General features: G+C 70.5%; 16 protein-coding genes. 5 read left to right on the forward strand and 11 right to left on the reverse strand.

Annotation, left to right across the window (positions count from 1 at the left end; genetic code table 11):
• Positions 1-84: 84 nt before the first annotated feature.
• Entirely contained in the window at positions 85-2103 is a 2019-nt protein-coding gene (locus WJ12_RS23135; protein ID WP_059559642.1) for an LssY C-terminal domain-containing protein, read from the forward strand.
• 15 nt (positions 2104-2118) lie between these two features.
• Here WJ12_RS23135 and WJ12_RS23140 read toward each other — a convergent pair whose 3' ends face one another.
• Genes WJ12_RS23140 through WJ12_RS23150 form a run of 3 tightly spaced genes read right to left on the reverse strand, consistent with a single transcriptional unit; the run spans position 2119 to position 6567 of the window.
• Entirely contained in the window at positions 2119-2415 is a 297-nt protein-coding gene (locus tag WJ12_RS23140; RefSeq protein ID WP_059559638.1) for a helix-turn-helix domain-containing transcriptional regulator, read from the reverse strand.
• Complete coding sequence (locus WJ12_RS23145) at positions 2412-4862, reverse strand: flavin-containing monooxygenase (RefSeq protein WP_059559635.1); 2451 nt, start codon at positions 4860-4862, stop codon at positions 2412-2414. The genes WJ12_RS23140 and WJ12_RS23145 overlap by 4 nt, the downstream gene beginning before the upstream one ends.
• Positions 4849-6567 carry a GMC family oxidoreductase gene (locus WJ12_RS23150; protein ID WP_059559633.1) on the reverse strand — a complete coding sequence of 573 codons (1719 nt, stop codon included), beginning with the start codon at positions 6565-6567 and terminating at the stop codon, positions 4849-4851. The genes WJ12_RS23145 and WJ12_RS23150 overlap by 14 nt, the downstream gene beginning before the upstream one ends.
• 239 nt (positions 6568-6806) lie before the next feature.
• Between WJ12_RS23150 and WJ12_RS23155 the strand changes: the two genes are divergently transcribed.
• Positions 6807-7838, forward strand: a complete 1032-nt coding sequence (locus tag WJ12_RS23155) for an AraC family transcriptional regulator (protein WP_049033181.1) — start codon at positions 6807-6809, stop codon at positions 7836-7838.
• Positions 7839-7893: 55 nt separating this feature from the next.
• Complete coding sequence (locus tag WJ12_RS23160; RefSeq protein WP_059559631.1) at positions 7894-8403, forward strand: GNAT family N-acetyltransferase; 510 nt, start codon at positions 7894-7896, stop codon at positions 8401-8403.
• A 20-nt stretch (positions 8404-8423) separates the two neighbouring features.
• Here the strand turns inward: WJ12_RS23160 and WJ12_RS23165 are convergent, their stop codons facing one another.
• Together WJ12_RS23165 and WJ12_RS37055 are read right to left on the reverse strand one after the other, a co-directional pair.
• Complete coding sequence (locus WJ12_RS23165; RefSeq protein WP_049033179.1) at positions 8424-9377, reverse strand: CgnE/CgnB domain-containing protein; 954 nt, start codon at positions 9375-9377, stop codon at positions 8424-8426.
• A gap of 58 nt (positions 9378-9435) precedes the next feature.
• Positions 9436-9558, reverse strand: coding sequence for a hypothetical protein (locus WJ12_RS37055; protein ID WP_006766865.1), 123 nt, complete (start codon positions 9556-9558; stop codon positions 9436-9438).
• 486 nt (positions 9559-10044) lie between these two features.
• Between WJ12_RS37055 and WJ12_RS23170 the strand changes: the two genes are divergently transcribed.
• Positions 10045-11295 (forward strand): YbfB/YjiJ family MFS transporter, encoded by a 1251-nt coding sequence (locus WJ12_RS23170; RefSeq protein ID WP_034188319.1) that lies wholly within the window; start codon positions 10045-10047, stop codon positions 11293-11295.
• Between the two features lie 11 nt (positions 11296-11306).
• On the opposite strand, the gene hpaC is transcribed toward WJ12_RS23170, so the two are convergent.
• Positions 11307-11852, reverse strand: coding sequence for a 4-hydroxyphenylacetate 3-monooxygenase, reductase component (gene hpaC, locus WJ12_RS23175; protein WP_034188318.1), 546 nt, complete (start codon positions 11850-11852; stop codon positions 11307-11309).
• Positions 11853-12203: 351 nt separating this feature from the next.
• Here hpaC and WJ12_RS23180 point away from each other — a divergent pair, with 351 nt between their 5' ends.
• Positions 12204-12839, forward strand: coding sequence for a response regulator transcription factor (locus tag WJ12_RS23180; RefSeq protein ID WP_059559628.1), 636 nt, complete (start codon positions 12204-12206; stop codon positions 12837-12839).
• Between the two features lie 16 nt (positions 12840-12855).
• Here the strand turns inward: WJ12_RS23180 and WJ12_RS23185 are convergent, their stop codons facing one another.
• The 5 genes from WJ12_RS23185 to WJ12_RS23205 all read right to left on the reverse strand — a co-directional run bounded on the left by WJ12_RS23185 (position 12856) and on the right by WJ12_RS23205 (position 16999).
• Positions 12856-13599 carry an SDR family NAD(P)-dependent oxidoreductase gene (locus WJ12_RS23185; RefSeq protein WP_059559625.1) on the reverse strand — a complete coding sequence of 248 codons (744 nt, stop codon included), beginning with the start codon at positions 13597-13599 and terminating at the stop codon, positions 12856-12858.
• A gap of 59 nt (positions 13600-13658) precedes the next feature.
• Positions 13659-14783 carry an amidase gene (locus WJ12_RS23190; RefSeq protein WP_059559623.1) on the reverse strand — a complete coding sequence of 375 codons (1125 nt, stop codon included), beginning with the start codon at positions 14781-14783 and terminating at the stop codon, positions 13659-13661.
• 31 nt (positions 14784-14814) lie between these two features.
• Complete coding sequence (locus WJ12_RS23195) at positions 14815-15336, reverse strand: nuclear transport factor 2 family protein (RefSeq protein ID WP_034188590.1); 522 nt, start codon at positions 15334-15336, stop codon at positions 14815-14817.
• A gap of 8 nt (positions 15337-15344) precedes the next feature.
• Positions 15345-15722: a hypothetical protein gene (locus tag WJ12_RS23200; protein ID WP_034188314.1), complete on the reverse strand. Its 378-nt coding sequence runs from the start codon at positions 15720-15722 to the stop codon at positions 15345-15347.
• Positions 15723-15805: 83 nt separating this feature from the next.
• Positions 15806-16999 (reverse strand): acyl-CoA dehydrogenase family protein, encoded by a 1194-nt coding sequence (locus tag WJ12_RS23205; protein ID WP_069245839.1) that lies wholly within the window; start codon positions 16997-16999, stop codon positions 15806-15808.
• Positions 17000-17014 lie beyond the last annotated feature (15 nt).

The following is a 17014-nucleotide window of genomic DNA, read 5'->3' on the forward strand; positions in this document are numbered from 1 at the left end:
GCGCGCGCACCTCGCCATGACCGTTCACCCTGCCATCGCCGATCCGGTGTTCAACCGCCGGGCCGTTTCGCCGCGGGGCGTGCGATGAGCGACACGATCCACGCGTGGATCGGCGCGATCGGCGCGCATCCGCTGCTCGTGCTGGCAATCGTGTTCGTGGCGGCGTGCGCCGAGGCGATCGCGCTGATCGGCACGATCGTGCCGGCCGGCGCCGTGATGTTCGCGGCCGGTGCGCTGATCGGCGCGGGCGCGCTCGACGGCTGGACGACGATCGGCATCGCGGCCGCCGGCGCGGTGGTCGGCGACGGGATCAGCTACGAGCTCGGGCGGCACTACCGCGGGATGATCCGCAACGTGTGGGCGCGCCTCGGCTACGCGAACGCCTATGCGCGCGGCGAGGAGTTCGTCCTGCGTCACGGGATGAAGAGCATCGTGCTCGCGCGCTTCCTCGCGCCGGTGCGTGCGGTCGTGCCGGTCGTCGTCGGCTGCGCGACGCTGCCGCGGCGGTCGTTTTATCCGGTCAACGTCGTCTCGGCGCTCGTGTGGGCGCCCGTACACGTCGCGCCGGGCATCGTGTTCGGCGCGTCGGCCGCGCTGGCCGCGGCGATCAGCGTGCGGGTCGCCGCGATCCTGCTGGTCGTCGCCGCGCTGGTCGTGCTCGTCTGGGTCGGCGTGCGCGTCGCGCTGCGGCGCGGCTGGCCGTTGCTGCACCGCGCGCTCGTCGCAGCCGTGCACGCTTGCGCGCGCCGCTGGCCGCGGGTGGGCGCGCGGCTGCACGACGCGATCGCGGACGTGCGCGGCCTGCCGGGCGCGGTGCCCGTGCTCGCGCTGCTGTTCGCCGGCTGCGTGTGGCTGTTCGCGGGGATGGTGCGGGATGTCGTCGCGAACGATCCGCTGATGCACGCGGACATCGCGCTGTATGCGTTCCTGCAGAACCTGCGCACGCCGCCCGTCGACGCCGCGATGAGTGCGCTTGCCGTGCTGCACGGGCACGACACGGGGCTGATCGTCGCGGCCGCGTTCCTCGTCTGGCTGATGATCCATCGCTGCTGGCTGACGTCCGCGTGGTGGCTCGCGACGGTCGGTATCGCGGTCGTGCTCGTGCCGGCGTTCGGCGCGGGCGTGCCGGGCGCGACGCCCGCGAGCCTGCCGCCCGGCGCGCTGCACCTGCCGCTGCCCGATGCCGACGCCGCGTTCGCGATCCTCGCGAGCAGCGGCCTCGGCTGGGTGCTCACGCGCGACCGGCCCGCGCGATGGCGCATTCCGGTCGTGACGGCGGTCGTGCTGTGGATCGTGCTCGGCGGTTTCGCGCGGCTCTACGTTGGCGACACCTGGCTGTCGGGCCTGCTCGGCGGCTGGAGTCTCGGGCTGGCCTGGTTCGCGCTGCTCGCCGGCGCCTATGCATACTGGCGCGTGCGCGAGCAGGTGCAGCCGCGCGGCGCGCTGGTCGCGGTGGTCGTGGTGCTCGCGACGGCCGGCGTATGGACGGTTCCCGCGCAATGGCAGCTCGAGCGCGCGGCGCGCCCGCACGTCGGCGACGTGGTGGCGATGACGGTCGATCAGTGGCTGCACGGCGGGTGGCAGCGCGTGCCGATGCGGCGCACCGAGATCGGCGGCGATCGCGAGGAATATCTGCCGTTGCAATGGAGCGCGACATCGGACACGCTCGACCGGCATCTCGCGCAGGCCGGCTGGCAGCGCGCGACGCCGTGGTCGCCGGCCACCGCGTTGCGCTGGCTGTTGCCGCAGGCGCCGGCCGACGCGCTGCCCGTACTGCCGCGCTATACGCATGGCGAAAGCACGCGCCGCGTGTTCGTCCGCGTCGATCCGGCCCATCCGGACAGCCGCCTCGTGCTGCGGCTGTGGCGCTATCCGTACGTGCTGGAGGACGCGCTCGGCATGCGGCCGCTGTGGTACGGCGCGCTGTATCGCGAGGCGCTGCACCGGCCGGCGCGGCTGATGACGATCGTGCGCACGACGCCGATCGACGATGTGGCGGCGATCGCGCAGGCGCTGGCGGTCGAGCCGACGATCGAGCGTCCGCCGGCGGGGATGACGGCCGCGCCGGCCGGGATGCTGCTCGTGTGGATGGTCAGGCCGTGAGCGGGCGCGCGCCGCTCATGCGTGCTCCGGCTGGGCCGGGACGACGGACAGGCGCAGGCCGACGGTCTTGAGCACCGCGAGCAGGGTTTTCCGCGTCGGGTTGCCGTTCGGGGACAGCGTGCGATACAGCGATTCGCGGCTGATGCCGGCTTCGGCCGCGACCGCGCCGAGCCCGCCATAGGCTTCCGCGACCGTACGCAGCGCGAGCAGGCCGGCCGCGCGATTGTCGGGATCGTCGAGCGATTCCATCGCGACGCGCAGATAGGCGACCGCGCACGCGCCGCTCGCCGCGCATTGCCGCCCGATCGTCACGCGCTCGCGGCCACCCGTGCCGACGCAAATCCCGCCAGCGTGCGCAGCGCATCGCGCGCCGAGCGCAGGTAGAACGCCTGCAGATGAAACACGTGCCAGCGCGCCGCATGAATCTCCAGCCGGCACGGCACGCCGCACGCGCGTGCGTGATCCGCCAGCCGTTGCGCATCCGACAGCAGCACCTCCTGGTCGCCGGCCTGAATCAGCATCGGCGGCAGACCGCGCAGGTCGGTGTCGAGCGGGCCGCGCGCGGCGGTCGAGCCGGCGCCGTGATACCAGCGCAGCCCCTGTTCGAGCCAGCCGCGCCGGATCATCGGATCGTCGCGGCGGCGCGAGGCCAGCGTCGGACCGCCGAGCGCCGGGTCGGTCACGGGCGAGATCAGCAGCAGCGCGGCGGCGGCCGGATCGCCGCGCTCGCGCAGCGCAATGGCGAGTGAGAGGGCCAGCGCACCGCCGGCCGAGTCGCCGGCGATCACGATCCGGTGCGGCGCATGACCCTGCGCGCGCATCGCGTCGTACACGGCGAGCGCATCGTCGAGCGCGGCCGGGCTCGGATGCTCGGGCGCAAGGCGGTAATTGGGCACCCACACCGGCAGGCCGGCATCGTTCGCGAGCCGCGTCGTCACGCCGCGATGCGTATGCGGGCCGCCGAGGCAGAATGCTCCGCCGTGGAGATACAGGATCGCGCCACCCGTGTCGCCGCGTTTCGGCGCGACGACTTCGACCGGCACGTGGTGCGCGGACGTGCGATAGCGCAGCGTGCCGCCGGCACCGGGCATCAGCGGCGACAGCAGCGCAACGACGCGGCGCTGCGTGCGTGCACCGAACGGCGGCCCGATCAGCGGCCGGAACGTAACGCGCAGGAAGCCGCGCAGCGAAGCGGCGGCGAGCGCCTCCAGCCGACCGGCCGGCGGCGCGATCACCGTGCCGTGCGCTGCCGCGGCCGACCCGGGCAACGGGCGCGTGAAGCGGTATGCGGACATGCCGCCGACACGCGTGATCCACCGGTAGGTCAGCGTGAAACCCGGCCAGTTCGTGCTGTTGTGCCCCGCTGCATCGACGTACCAGCTCTTGCAGCCGCTCCAGACCGAACCGGCGAGCCGCTGCTGCACGTGCGCGTTGAAGCGCCGGTAGCGGCGCGTATCGACGTCGATCTCGCGCGCGCCGTCGCGCCGCATCGCCCGCACGCAGCGCATCACGTGCGCGATCTGGCTTTCGAGCATGTAGACGATCGAGTTGTGCCCGAGGTTGGTGTTCGGGCCGTACAGCATGAAGAAGTTCGGGAAGCCGGGCACGGTGAGCCCGAGATACGCCTGCGCGCCGCGTCGCCACGCGTCGTTCAGGTCGAGCCCGTCGCGGCCCGTGATGCGCATCGGCGACAGGAATTCGGTTGCCGCGAACCCCGTGCCGTAGACGATCGCGTCGACCGGATAATGGACGCCGTCGACGGTTTCGATGCCGTCCTCGGTCACGCGCCGGATGCGTTGCGTGACGAGCGCGACGTTGTCGCGGCTCATCGTCGCGAGGTATTCGCTCGACAGCAGGAGGCGCTTGCAGCCGATCGGGTAGTCGGGCGTGAGCCGGGCGCGCAACGCGGGGTCCGGCACGTCGCGCGCGAGCAGCTTGCGGAACGGCCGGCCGACCGCCACCTTCATCAGCCCGTGCAGGCGCGTGAACGCGATCGCACGCGATTCGTAGCGGGTGTAGATCCACGCGCGATGCAGCTTCATCGCCCACGGCATCCGGCGAAACATCGCCTTTTCCCACGGGCGATACGCGCGGTCGGGACGCGGTATCACGTAGGCCGGCGAACGCTGGAACACGGTCAGGTGCCGCACGCTGCCGGCGATCGCCGGGACGAACTGGATCGCCGACGCGCCGGTGCCGACCACGGCCACGCGCTTGCCGGCGAGCGAATAGTCGTGATCCCAGTGCGCGGAGTGGAACGCGCGGCCGCGGAACGTGTCGATGCCGGGCAGGTCGGGCATTGCCGGGCGGCTCAACTGGCCGGTGCCGCTGACGAGCAGGGCGGCGCTGAGCGTCGTGCCGTCGACGAGCGTGACGTGCCACAGCGCACCGGTTTCGTCGTAGCGCGCGTGCCCGACTTCGGCGCCGAAGCGCAGGTGGCGTGCGAGCCCGTACTTGCGTGCGCAATGCTGCAGGTATGCGTGAATTTCCGGCTGCGGCGCGAACACGCGGGACCAGGCCGGATTCGGTTCGAACGAAAACGAATACAGGTGCGAGGGCACGTCGCACGCGGCGCCCGGGTAGCTGTTGTCGCGCCATACGCCGCCGACGTCGTGCGAGCGTTCGACGATCACGAAATCGTGGATGCCGGCGCGTTGCAGCGCGACGGCCATGCCGATGCCGGCGAAGCCGGCGCCGATGATGATCGCGGCAAGCGGTGCGGCGGAGCCGGCGCAACGGGAAGGATCAGGCGACAGCATGGCGGGTTTCCTCGGGCTGGATGACGTCGTGTGCCGCGCGCGCGGCACGGGCGGAATCGCAATCCGTCGCTGTCCTGACGGTCTCGCCGGCATGCGGCCGGTCCGGCACGCGGCGCACGCCGCGCATCAGGTCGACGGCCTTCTCGGCGATCATGATCGTCGGCGCGTTGGTGTTGCCGCCGATCAGCGTCGGCATCACCGACGCATCGACGATGCGCAGCCCCTGCAGGCCGCGCACGCGCAGTTGCGGATCGACGACGGCGAGTGCGTCGTGCCCCATCCGGCAGGTGCCGACCGGGTGATACACGGTGTCGGTGCGCCGCCTCAGCACGTCGCGGATCTCGTCGTCGGTCGTCACGTTCGCGGTGAACAGGTCGCGCGTGATCCAGCTCGCGAGCGCCGGTGCTTCCATCAGCCGGCGCGTGATGCGGAAGCCCGCGACCATGTCGTCGACGTCGCGCGGATCGTCGAAGAACGCGGGGTCGATGCGCGGCGCCGCGAGCGGATCGGCGCTGTTCAGCGTGACCGAGCCGCGGCTGCGCGGCCGCAGCAGGCACACGTGGCACGACAGCCCGTGGCCGGCATGCAGCTTGCGCGCATGGTCGTCGACGAGCGCGACGACGAAATGCAGCTGGATGTCCGGCGCGGCGAGATCGGCGCACGTTTTCAGGAACCCGCCGCCTTCCGCGAAATTCGACGTCAGCATCCCGCGCCGTTCGCGGCGAAAGCGCGCGAACTCGCGCAGCATCCGCAGGCCGCCGCGTGCGGACACGCCCATCGTGTCGACGCTGCGCGTGCGATAGCCGAAGATGAAATCCGGATGATCCTGCAGGTTGCGCCCGACGCCGGGCAGGTCCGCCTGCACCGCGATGCCGAACTGCTGGAGTGCGCGGCCCGGGCCGACGCCCGACAGCATCAGCAACTGCGGCGTCTGCAGCGCGCCGGCCGCGAGCACGACTTCGCGCCGCGCGCGCAGCGTGCGGACCTCGCCGTGCTGGCGGACCTCGACGCCGATCGCGCGCGTGCCGTCGAACAGGATGCGCAGCACCTGCGCGTGCGTCTCGACCGTCAGGTTGTCGCGGCGGCCGAGATGCGGCAGCAGGTACGCGCGCGCCGCGCTCCAGCGTTCGCCGTGCTTCTGCGTGACCTGGTAGATCCCGATGCCCTCCTGCCGCGCACCGTTGAAATCGTCGGTGAGCGGCAGGCCGGCCTGTCGCGCGGCTTCCAGGTAGCGCGCATGGAACGGGTTGCCGGTGCGCAGGTCGCTGACCCACAGCGGGCCGTCGCGGCCGTGCCATGCATCGTCGAAGCGCTCGTTGTGCTCGCTCAGGCGGAAGTACGGCAGCACGTCGTCGTACCCCCAGCCTTCGTTGCCGAGCGCGGCCCAGCCGTCGTAGTCGACACGATGGCCGCGGATGTAGACCATCGCGTTGATCGCCGACGATCCGCCGAGCGCCCTGCCGCGCGGCTGGTAGCCGATGCGCCCGCCGAGCCCGGGCTGCGGCACCGTGTCGAACGCCCAGTTGTTCAGGTGCGTGGACATCATCGCGACCGCGCCGGTCGGCACGTTGACGAGCGCGCCGTCGCCGCGGCCGCCGGCCTCCAGCACGCATACGGTCACGGCCGGGTCCTCGGTCAGGCGCCCGGCGACGACGCAGCCGCCCGATCCGCCGCCGACGACGATGTAGTCGAACGTCTTGCTCATGGAATCGTCTCCTTCGTTCGGTAGTCGATGGATCAGCCGACGGGCGCCGGCACGGGGGCGCAGGCGGCGGGATCGGTCGGGCGGCTCGGTCGCATGGTGTCTCCTCCTGGGGCGATGGCGTCGTTCGGGTGACGACTGGATGACGCCGATGGTGCGGGCCGCACGGGGAAACACCAATGCTGCTTGGGGACAATTGTTTTAGTATTTGGGCCAAATCGGCGCTTCGAGGGTTTCTCCGCATGAGCTTCTGGGATTTCACCCGGAGTCCGGCCAGCGCCCGGCTGCTGGTCGATTTCGGCGACGAACGCGGCGTGCCGCACGCGACGCTGCTGGCCGGTACCGGCCTGGCGGATGCGCAGCTCGACGATCCGAAGGTCGAGGTGACGGCCGCACAGGAGCTGCGGCTGACCGGCAACCTGCTGCGCGCGCTCGGCCGCGCGCAGGGCCTCGGCTTCGAGGTCGGCCTGCGCTATCACTTCTCCGCGTACGGCGTGTGGGGCTACGGGCTGATCGCGAGCGCGACCGGGCGCGACGCGCTCGCGCTGGCGATGCGCTTCCTGCCGCTCACGTATGCATACACCGTCATCACGTACCGCGAGGCGCCCGATACGGGCGTGCTCAACTTCGGCGCGCCGGAACTCGACGGCGACCTGAGCCGGTTCCTCGTCGAGCGCGACATGACGGCTGCTGCCGTGCTGCTGCAGGAAATCGCCAGCGGCGATTTCGCGTTGTCGCGCTTCACGCTGCAGGCCGCGCGTTCGCCGTCGCTCGTCGCGCCGCGCATCGCCGGCATCGAGCCGGCCTTCTCGGCGCGCGCGAACAGCCTCGCGTTCGACCGCGCGTTTCTCGACCGGCCGTTGCCGCATGCGAATCCGCTGACGGTGTCGATGTGCGAGCAGATGTGCGGGCAACTCGTCGAAGCGCGGCGCGCGCGCGTGGGCACGTCGGAGATGGTGCGCCAGTACCTGGGCTCGACGGCCGGCGGTGCGCCGTTCTCGCTCGAGGACATGGCGCGGCTGATGAACACGAGCCCGCGCACGCTCAAGCGCCGGCTGCAGGAGGAGGGCACGACGTTTCGCACGCTGCTCGCGCAGGCGCGCGGCGCGATGGCCGAGACATTGCTCGGCGATGCGCGGCTGTCGCTCGCGGAGGTGGCCGAGCGGCTCGGCTTCAGCGACCTGTCGAGTTTTTCGCAGGCGTTCAAGCGCTGGTACGGCGTGCCGCCGGGCGCGTATCGCAGTGCGGCGCGGCGGGCCGGCGACCGCCGATGAATCGCGGTACGATCGACCGCTTGCCTGCCGACATCCCCCTCACGAGAGAACCCGCATGATCACGATTCGCCCGATGACCGACGACGATTTCCCGCGCTTCTGGCCGACCTATCGCGCCATCGTCGCCGCTCAGGAAACCTATGCATTCGATCCCGCGCCGACACGGGAAGTGGCGCGCGTGCTGTGGCTCGACGCGCCGCTTTGCACGTGGATCGCCGAGGAGGACGGCGTGGTGCTCGGCTCGTACTACCTGAAGGCGAACGCGGCCGGCCCCGGCAAGCACGTGAGCAACTGCGGCTACATGGTGAGCGAGGCCGCGCGCGGCCGCGGCGTCGCGCGCCTGATGTGCGAACACTCGCAGCAGGTCGCGCGCGAGCGCGGTTTCCTTGCGATGCAGTTCAACTCGGTGGTCGCGACGAACGAGGTCGCGGTCGCGCTGTGGCGGAAGCTGGGATTCGAGATCGTCGGCCGCCTGCCGCGCGCGTACCGCCACGCGCGGCTCGGCTTCGTCGATTGCCTCGTGATGTTCAAGTGGCTCGGCGACACGCCCGCCGCCGAAGCCTGAGCCCGCAAGCCGCCCCGTCGTCAGACGGCGAACGCGCCGTCGAACACGATCCGTTCGTCGAGCGCGAGCGTGCCGCGCGCGAAGATCAGGTCGAGGTGATGGCTGCCGTTTTCGCCGCCGCCGAGCCCGAGATGCAGGCCCGGATGGCGTTCCTCGAACCCGGCGTTGCGGCCGTACAGCCCGCGGATGCCGAGGTTCGTGCCGATGCCGAATTCCTCGATGCGCCGGTGGTTCGCGTGCCGGTCGAGATAGGTCGTGAAATCGCGTCGAAAGCCGGCATCGTCGGTGTCGAAATCGACGATCGTGCTGTTCTCGACCCGCAGCGTCGCGAGCCGCTCGGCCACCTTGTACTTGATCGCGAACGGCACGGTGCCGAGAAACGTGCCGCTGAACACGACCGAGCCGTTCAGGTCGGTCACGTGCGTCGCGATCTCGCCGGGCACGACGTCGAGGTTGCCCATGCCGTCGACGCTCGTCCATTTCTGGTCCGGTGCGAGCGAGCCCGTCAGCGTGTTGCCGGCTTCGTCGATGAAGCGGATCCGTGACGCGCGTGCGGCCGCGTCGATCAACCGGCCGTTGCGTGCGGCGATGTCGTCGAGCGATTCGGCGAAGGCTTCGTCGAGATGCGGGCCGTAATCCTTGAACAAGACCGACTTGCTCCAGTGCTCGACGATCGCGGGGCGGATCGCGGCGAGGAACGGCGGCCCGCTCGGCGAGGGTGTCGGCAGGCACGACGAGTCGTACAGCAGCACGAACAGGTCGGCGTCATTGAGCGCGGCGGCGATGTCGGCGGGCGGGGTGCTTTCGAGGCAGAGGGTCGTGGCGTCGAGCGAATCAGGCAGGGCGGAAAACGCGCGCAACGCGATGTCGCGGTTGCGGGTGTCATGGCCGACCAGCAGTTTTCCCGACTCGCCGCGCGCCAGCTTGTCGCGCAGCGCGGGGTGAAACCCGAGCGCGCGGTGCAGGTTCAGCATGCGTATCTCCGGAAGCGGCGGAAGGGCCGAGGCCCTTCCGCGAGAACGGGTGGCCCGCTCAGACCGGCCAGAGCGCGGTGCCGAACGGCACCACGGCGTCCTCGACCATCATGTCGACGGCCTCGGGGTGCGTGTCTTCCTGCATCCAGTCAAGCAATTCGATCTGCTGGGTGTCCTGCATGTCAATTCTCCTGTGGTGAACATGAGTGATTCAACATGAAAGTGCGGTAGAAAATCTTGCCGCTCCTCGTTCGGCATTTCGTGAATGCCGGACAAGTGGCGTCGATATTAGTCTGACGATTTTTTTAATGCAATGCATTGCGTCTTTTTTAGCCAAAGCGTGCTAAACACCGGCATTTTCTCGAGGTCGACGGGAAAAGGAGACCGATAAATCGAATAACGGGACCGACCTGATTTTCCAATTATCGGGATTTCGTTCGATTAATGCATTCGGCCGTTTTTTTATAATTCGACGTGCAATGGCGTCGATTATTTCGCATTGCGTGATTCATGAAAGACGATCGCGCACGCGTATCACGCGCATATTGCGCGCAGGCCCGCGTGCGGCGACGCCTCCGGTTTTCTGGCACCATCTGACGATCTTGCGCGACGGCCGCGGCCGCGTGCGCCGTCGTCAGGACGGCATCACAACGATGGAGACGACCCGATGCGTGCAGCGCCGCAACCGGAGCGCGCCGGCCCGACGCAGCCGGCCGCCGGCACCACCGATCCCGACCGCATGGCCGCGTGGCGGCTCGCGATCGGCCTGTCGCTCGGCAGCGCGATCGCGCTCGGCCTCGCACGCTTTTCGTATGCGCTGCTGCTGCCGCCGATGAAGGCCGATCTCGGCTGGACCTTCGCGCAGGCCGGCGCGCTGAATACCGCGAACGCGGCCGGCTACCTGGTCGGCGCGCTGGCGTTTCCGCTGCTGTCGCGGCGCTGGCGCGCGGGCACGCTGCTGGCGGCCGGCTGCGCGTTGACCGTGGTGCTGATGGCGACCTGCGGGCTCACGTCCGGCATGCACGCGCTGCTCGTGCAGCGGCTCGCAACGGGTATCGGCAGCGCGCTGATCTTCATCAGCGGCGGCGTGCTGGCCGCGCGGCTCGCGTCGGCGTCGCCGCGCGATGCGGGGCTGCTGCTCGGCCTCTATTACGGCGGTACGGGATGGGGCATCGTTGCGTCGTCGCTGCTCGTGCCGGCCACGCTCACGCATGGCGTGCACGGCTGGCAGGCCGCGTGGTTCGCGCTCGCGCTCGCCTGCGCGCTGTTCTCGGCGGTGGCCATCGCGGCCGCGCATCGCATCGAGCGCGCACACGCGGCACCGGCGAGGCCGCGCGACGGCACGGCACCGGCGGCAACCGCGCGCGCGGCCCGTTTCGGACTCGCGCTGGCCGGCTACGGCCTGTTCGGCGTCGGCTACATCGGCTACATGACGTTCATCGTCGCGCTGCTGCGCGGCGCGGGCATGAGCGGCACGGTGGTCGCCGCGTTCTACGTGATGCTCGGCGTCGCGACCGTCGTGTCGGCGCGGCTGTGGTCGGGGCTGCTCGACCGGATGCGCGGCGGGCAGGCGCTCGCGGTGCTCAACGCGCTGCTCGGCATCGCGACGCTGATGCCCGCGATGTTCGTGCATCCGGCCGCCGCGTTCGCGTCGGGCGTGCTGTTCGGCGCGACGTTCCTGTCGGCCGTCGCGTCGACGACGGCGTTCGTGCGGCACAACCTGCCGCCCGACGGCTGGGCGAAGGGGATCAGCGCGTTCACGACGGTCTTCGCATTCGGCCAGATCGCTGGGCCGGTCGCGATCGGCTGGGTGTCGGACAGCGCGGGGCTCGCGCGCGGGCTCGTGTATTCGGCGCTGACGCTGTTCGCGGGCGCGGCGCTTGCGGCCGCCCAGCGCGCGTTGCGGACGCCCGCATAATCACGCGAACGTCACCGCACGTACGCGGTGCGCGAGACGCGATGAAACGCGCGGCTGAAGTAGATGAGGCTGTCGCCGTCGTCGCGCACGCGGATCGACGTCGCCTCGATGAACATCACCGAATGCGAGCCGACTTCCTTCATGTCGGCGATCGTGCCCTGCAGGCTGGCGAGCGCGTCGCGCAGCACGGGCACGTCCTGCTCGCCCCGATCCCACACGGGCAGTTCGAAACGCTGCGCCATCGGCAGGTCGGTGAGCCCCGCGAAATGCCGCGCGAGAAGCTCGTGCTCGGCCGGCAGCACGTTGATGCAGACGTGGCGGTTGCGCTCGAAGGTCGCGTGCATCGCGCTCGACCGGTTCAGGCACACGAGCAGCGTCGGCGGCGTATCGGTGACGGAGCACACGGCGCTCGCGGTGATCCCGCAGCGGCCGTGCGGCCCGGCGGTGGTGATCACGTTGACGGCCGCGCCGAGGTGGGCCATCGCCTGGCGGAAGGCCTTCTGCGTGTCGGTCGGTTCGACGCGTGCCGGTCGCGGGATATCGGTCGTGGAAGACATGGGTGCTCCTGTTGGACGAAGGCGGCGATCGCGTCACGCTGTCGAGGCAGCGCCGGATCGCCGACGATGATCCAAGCGTACGTCGCGAAAATGCGGGCGACCATTCGCACGATTGACGATGGACATGGCGTTCCCGCCAACGCATCTAAAGGTTCTACCTAGATGCGCGCCGCGCCGCGCGAAAAAAGCGCGATTGGGCGGACCTGCGGCACGCAAAAGGGTATTCAGCGGGTTTTCGGCTCGTTATGATGTGCCGCACACCCCCAGCGAACGACGCGCGCGACCCGCCGGCCACCGGCCTGTCGCGCGGCGCGTGCGACACCCATACCGATATTCAGCGAGACACCCGCGATGACGACGTCACCCGCACCGATCGTATACATCGTCGACGACGACGGCGGCATGCGGACGTCGCTCGCGTGGTTGCTCGAATCGGTCGGCATTGCGTCCGAAGGGTTCGCGAACGCGGGCGAGTTTCTCGCGCGCTTCGACGCGAACCTGCCCGCGTGCCTGGTGCTCGACGTGCGGATGCCCGAGAAAAGCGGCTTCGACGTGCAGGCCGAACTGAATGCGCGCGGCGCGACGTTGCCGGTGATCTTCGTCAGCGGGCACGGCGACATTCCGATGTCGGTGCGCGCGCTGCAGAACGGCGCGATCGATTTCGTCGAGAAGCCGTACAACTCGCAGCAGATGCTCGAACGCGTGCAGCGCGCGCTGCGGCTCGCGCAGCAGCGGCACGCGGTGAGCCAGCGCCACCGCGAGCTGCGCCAGCGGCTGGATGCGCTGACCGCGCGGGAGAAGGAAGTGCTGCGCGGCGTCGTGGACGGCAAGGGCAGCAAGCAGATCGCGTCGGACCTGTCGATCAGCGTGAAGACCGTCGACGTGCATCGCGCGAGCATCAAGGAGAAGCTCGGCGCGACGTCGATCGCCGCGCTTGTGCGCGACGTGATGGTCGTGTGGGGCGACGGCGGGGAGTCGTCGCGATAAGGCCTGCCTGCCGCGCTCAGCGCATGTACAACCCGCCGTTGATGTCCCAGCACGCCCCGTTGGCGAAGTGCGCGTCGCCCGACGCGAGCAGCACGGCGGCATCCGCCACGAAACCGGCCGACCCGAGCTTGCCGCCCGGCAGGCTCGCGAGCACCTGGCGCAGCTTCTCCGGCGCGACGCTCTCATACACGATCGGCAGGTCGAGCGGGCCCGGCGAGATCGCGTTGACGGTCACGCCCTGCGCGGCGAGGTCGCGCGCGAACACCTTGGTCAGCGTCAGCGTGCCGCCTTTCGCGGCCGCATAGTGCGCGCCCGTCGCCGAGCCGCCGTTCTGTCCGGCGAGCGACGCGATGTTGACGATGCGGCCCGCGCCGCGCGCCGCGAAGTACTGGCCGAACACCTGGCAGCCGAACAGCACGCTGCGCAGGTTCACGTCGATCACCTGGTCGAACTGCTCGGCCGTGATCTCCATGGCCGGCACGACCTTCGAGGCGCCCGCATTGTTGACGAGCACGTCGATCGCGCCCCAGCGTGCGACGAGCGCATCGCGCGCGGCTTCGAAATCGCGTTTCGACGTGACGTCGAGCGGCAGCGCGATCGCGCGGGCGCCGCTCGGGTCGAGGTCGCGTGCATGCGCGCGAACGGCGTCGGCGGCGATATCGGCCAGTGCGACGCGGTAGCCGGCTGCATGGAAGCGCTCGGCGATGACGGCGCCGAGCCCGCGCGCGGCGCCGGTGACGAGGACGACTCGATCTGACATGGTGCGTGGTTCCCTGGTTCGCGGGCGCATGCCGGTGGAAGCGGCGCCCGTATCGTGGTTCATGCGGCGAGGGCCGCTTCGAAGTGCGCCGCGATCGCGCAGACCTGTTCGTCCGCGCCCTTGCGCCCGACGATCTGCAGGCCGGCCTTCAGCGGCGAACCGGCGAGCGGCAGCGGCAGGCTGAGCGCCGGATGGCCGCTCAGGTTGAACGGCCGGATCAGCGACGACATCGCGATGACCGACACGCCGTCGCGTGCCTGCTGCAGCGTGATCGGCAGCGCGGGCAGCGTCGGCAGCACCAGCACGTCGGCGTGCTCGAGCGCGGCATCGACCTGCGCGGTGAAGCGTGCGCGGACGATTTCGGCTTCGGCGAGCGCGGCCGGTGTCGTCGTCGCGGCCGTGCTCAGGCGCGCGTCGAGATCGGCGCCGAGCCGGCCCGTCGCGACCAGATGACCGAACGCGCGCGACGTTTCCGCGTTGATGACGGTGAGCCCCGCCGCGAACGCGGCCGACATGTCGTCGAGCACGACGGCGTGCGCGTGCAGGCCCGCGGCGCGAACGGCCGCATCGAGCGCGGCCGCGATGGCCGGATCGGCTTCGACCGTGACGTGCGCGACGGTAAAGCCTGCCACGGATGCCGCGGCTTGTGCACGATCGAAGCCCGGTGCGATCGCGGCCATCACCGCGGCCAGCGTGCGGATATCGCGCGCAAACGGCCCGACGCAATCGAGCGTCGTGTCGGCGGGCGCGACGCCGCGGCGCGATACGCGGCCGAACGTCGGCTTCAGGCCGGCCACGCCGCAGCACGCGGCCGGCCCCCGGATCGAGCCGCCGGTGTCGGTGCCGAGCGCCGCGTCGACGGCGCCGAGCCCGACGAGCGACGCGGACCCGCTCGACGAGCCGCCGGGAATGCGCGTCGCATCTTGCGGATTGACGGGCGTGCCCGTGTAGTCGTTGATGCCGGTCATGCCGAACGCGAGCTCGTGCATGTTCGCCTTGCCGGCAATCTGCCAGCCGGCGTCGAGCAGCAGGCGGACCACGTCCGCGTGATGTGCGGCCGGCGGCGCGTCGGCGAGCGCGCGGCTGGCCGCGCGGGTCGGATGGCCCGCGATGTCGATCGTGTCCTTGATCGCGATCGTGGGGCCGGGGCCGCCCAGCGTGAAGGTGTCGATGAAGCCTGTCATGGTCGGTATCGCGCGAAAGCGGTGGAATGGATCAGGACCGTGGCGCGGCGGCGAGCGGCCACGGGCCGTCGAGTACGCGTTCGGTGCGGAAATGACGGATCAGCCACGCGGAGCCGCTGGCCGCCGGCGCGAAATCGACGGTCAGCCGCGCGGCGATTAGCTCGGCCGAACCGTCCGCATAACGCGACGCCTGCAGCATGATCCAGCGGCCGCGCGCGCGCGTGTTGCCGGCGCCGATCTCGATCGACTCCGACGTCAGGAAGTGCAGGTTCGCCGCGAAATGCGGGTCGGGCGGCAGGTAGCGGCCCAGCATCGCGACGATCGCGGCGGTGCCTTCGAGGCGGCCGAACTTGCGCGCGTAGTGCGGGCCGATGCCTTCCCACACGGCGTCGGCGGTGAACAGTTCGGCGAGCGACGGGCCGTCGCCGGCATCCTCGGGCACGTCGCACAGCGCCATGTAGCGCGTGAGCGTCGCGCGCACCGCGCGCTCGGCGTCGAGCGCGGCCAGGCGCTGCACGAGCGCATCGATCGGGTCCGGCGGCAGGTCGCTCATCGCGCGCCTCACGCCGCGGGCTTCGCGGCCGGCGGCACGGTCAGCGCGCGGCCGACGCGCGCCTCGATCTTGCCGTAGCGCCACAGGTTGTATTCGCCGACGGGCGTCGTGCGATACAGGTTGCATACGGCGACCGTCGTGTCGAAATCGGCGACGTCGGCCATGATGTAGAACGTCCACGGCGCGCCGTCGGCCTGGCCGACCACGAGGCGGTCGTCGTCCATCACGCCGAGCACGCGCACGCCGGGCATCGCTTCGACGGCCGCGAGCATCGCACCGTACGCCTGCCACACTTCGCCGATCTTCTCGCGCGGCAGGTCGAAGAAGTTCTGCGACACGCCGCAGCAGAACAGGACGCGCAGCGGCAGCGGATTCGGGTCGGACATATCGGGCTCTCCAGAGGAATCGATGGGGCGCATGAATCGGCCGGCGATCATGCGTGTTCAGGAACGGCTTCGGTCGACACGGGTCACAGATAGCCGGGAAACGGCGTCACGCCGGTGAACACCGCACCCGCGCCGTCGAAGTTGCCTTCGCCGAGAAACGCGTGCTGCGTGACGACCATCGCGTCGCGCAGCAGCCGCTGCAGCGGATGCGTGCGATAGATCGCCGCCGTGCCGCCGAGGCGGTACGCGCGTTCGACGACGCTCGCGCCTTCGCGTGCGATCTGCGTGGCCGCGAGCCGCAGCAGGCTGACCTGCTCGGGCGTCACCGGATTGCCGGCGAGGATCGATCGCCACACGGTGTCGGTCGCGTCGTAAAAAAACGCGCGCGCCGAGCGCAGTTGCGCCTCGGCCTTCGCGAGCTCGATGCGGTAGTACGCGCGATCGGCGAGACGCGGTGCGCCGGTCGTCGTTTGCCGGCCGCCCGACATCCGGTTCACGACGTCGAGCGCCGCGCGCGCGAGGCCGAGGTTGACGACGGCCAGCACCTGCGCCGCGTACGCGACGGTCGGGTAGCGGTACAGCGGCTCGTCGACGGTCGGTTCGCCGCCGCGTACGAAGGTCCACGCTTCCGGCACGAAGCGGTCGTCGATGCGCAGGTCGTGGCTGCCGGTGCCCTGCATGCCGACCACGTTCCAGTTCTCGACGATCTCGACGTCGGCCGCGCGGAACACGGCCGTGCGCGGCTTGTTCGGTGCGGCGTCCTGTGCGCCCGGCACGGCGATGCCGACACCGAGCCAGTCGGCGCCCTTGCAGCCGCTCGCGAATTTCCACGTGCCGTTCACGCGCCAGCCGCCCGGCGCGGCCTGCGCCGGCTGCACCGGGAACAGGCCGCCCGCGAACACCTGGTCGGGACCGCTCGCGTACAGCTCGGCCTGCGTCTCGAGCGGCAGCGCCGCGAGATAGACGTTCGCGGAGCCGAAGCTCGCGACCCACGCGGCCGAGCCGTCGGCCGTCGCGATGCGCTCGATCATGTCGAGGAACGCGGTCGGCGCGAGCGCGTCGCCGCCGAAGCGACGCGGCGTGCCCGCGCGATAGATGCCGGCCTGCTTGAACAGCGCGATCACGTCGCGCGGCACGTGCGACAGACGGTCGAATTCTTCACGGCGCGCGGCGACGGTCTCGATCACCGCGTCGAGCGGCGACAACGGCGCGGCCACGGAACCTGCCACGGACGGCGAGGACGACGCGGGTTCGATGGCGAGGGCGGCTTGCGGCATGGTTGTCTCCTGGGC

Source organism: Burkholderia seminalis (assembly GCF_001718535.1).
GTDB classification, from domain to species: domain Bacteria; phylum Pseudomonadota; class Gammaproteobacteria; order Burkholderiales; family Burkholderiaceae; genus Burkholderia; species Burkholderia seminalis.

Coding starts and splice junctions, on each gene's coding strand:
- WJ12_RS23135 (WP_059559642.1), top strand. CDS start 85: ATGAGCGACACGATCCACGCGTGGATCGGCGCGATCGGCGCGCATCCG.
- WJ12_RS23145 (WP_059559635.1), bottom strand. CDS start 4,862: ATGCTGTCGCCTGATCCTTCCCGTTGCGCCGGCTCCGCCGCACCGCTT.
- WJ12_RS23150 (WP_059559633.1), bottom strand. CDS start 6,567: ATGAGCAAGACGTTCGACTACATCGTCGTCGGCGGCGGATCGGGCGGC.
- WJ12_RS23155 (WP_049033181.1), top strand. CDS start 6,807: ATGAGCTTCTGGGATTTCACCCGGAGTCCGGCCAGCGCCCGGCTGCTG.
- WJ12_RS23160 (WP_059559631.1), top strand. CDS start 7,894: ATGATCACGATTCGCCCGATGACCGACGACGATTTCCCGCGCTTCTGG.
- WJ12_RS23165 (WP_049033179.1), bottom strand. CDS start 9,377: ATGCTGAACCTGCACCGCGCGCTCGGGTTTCACCCCGCGCTGCGCGAC.
- WJ12_RS37055 (WP_006766865.1), bottom strand. CDS start 9,558: ATGCAGGACACCCAGCAGATCGAATTGCTTGACTGGATGCAGGAAGAC.
- WJ12_RS23170 (WP_034188319.1), top strand. CDS start 10,045: ATGCGTGCAGCGCCGCAACCGGAGCGCGCCGGCCCGACGCAGCCGGCC.
- hpaC (WP_034188318.1), bottom strand. CDS start 11,852: ATGTCTTCCACGACCGATATCCCGCGACCGGCACGCGTCGAACCGACC.
- WJ12_RS23180 (WP_059559628.1), top strand. CDS start 12,204: ATGACGACGTCACCCGCACCGATCGTATACATCGTCGACGACGACGGC.
- WJ12_RS23185 (WP_059559625.1), bottom strand. CDS start 13,599: ATGTCAGATCGAGTCGTCCTCGTCACCGGCGCCGCGCGCGGGCTCGGC.
- WJ12_RS23190 (WP_059559623.1), bottom strand. CDS start 14,783: ATGACAGGCTTCATCGACACCTTCACGCTGGGCGGCCCCGGCCCCACG.
- WJ12_RS23195 (WP_034188590.1), bottom strand. CDS start 15,336: ATGAGCGACCTGCCGCCGGACCCGATCGATGCGCTCGTGCAGCGCCTG.
- WJ12_RS23200 (WP_034188314.1), bottom strand. CDS start 15,722: ATGTCCGACCCGAATCCGCTGCCGCTGCGCGTCCTGTTCTGCTGCGGC.
- WJ12_RS23205 (WP_069245839.1), bottom strand. CDS start 16,999: ATGCCGCAAGCCGCCCTCGCCATCGAACCCGCGTCGTCCTCGCCGTCC.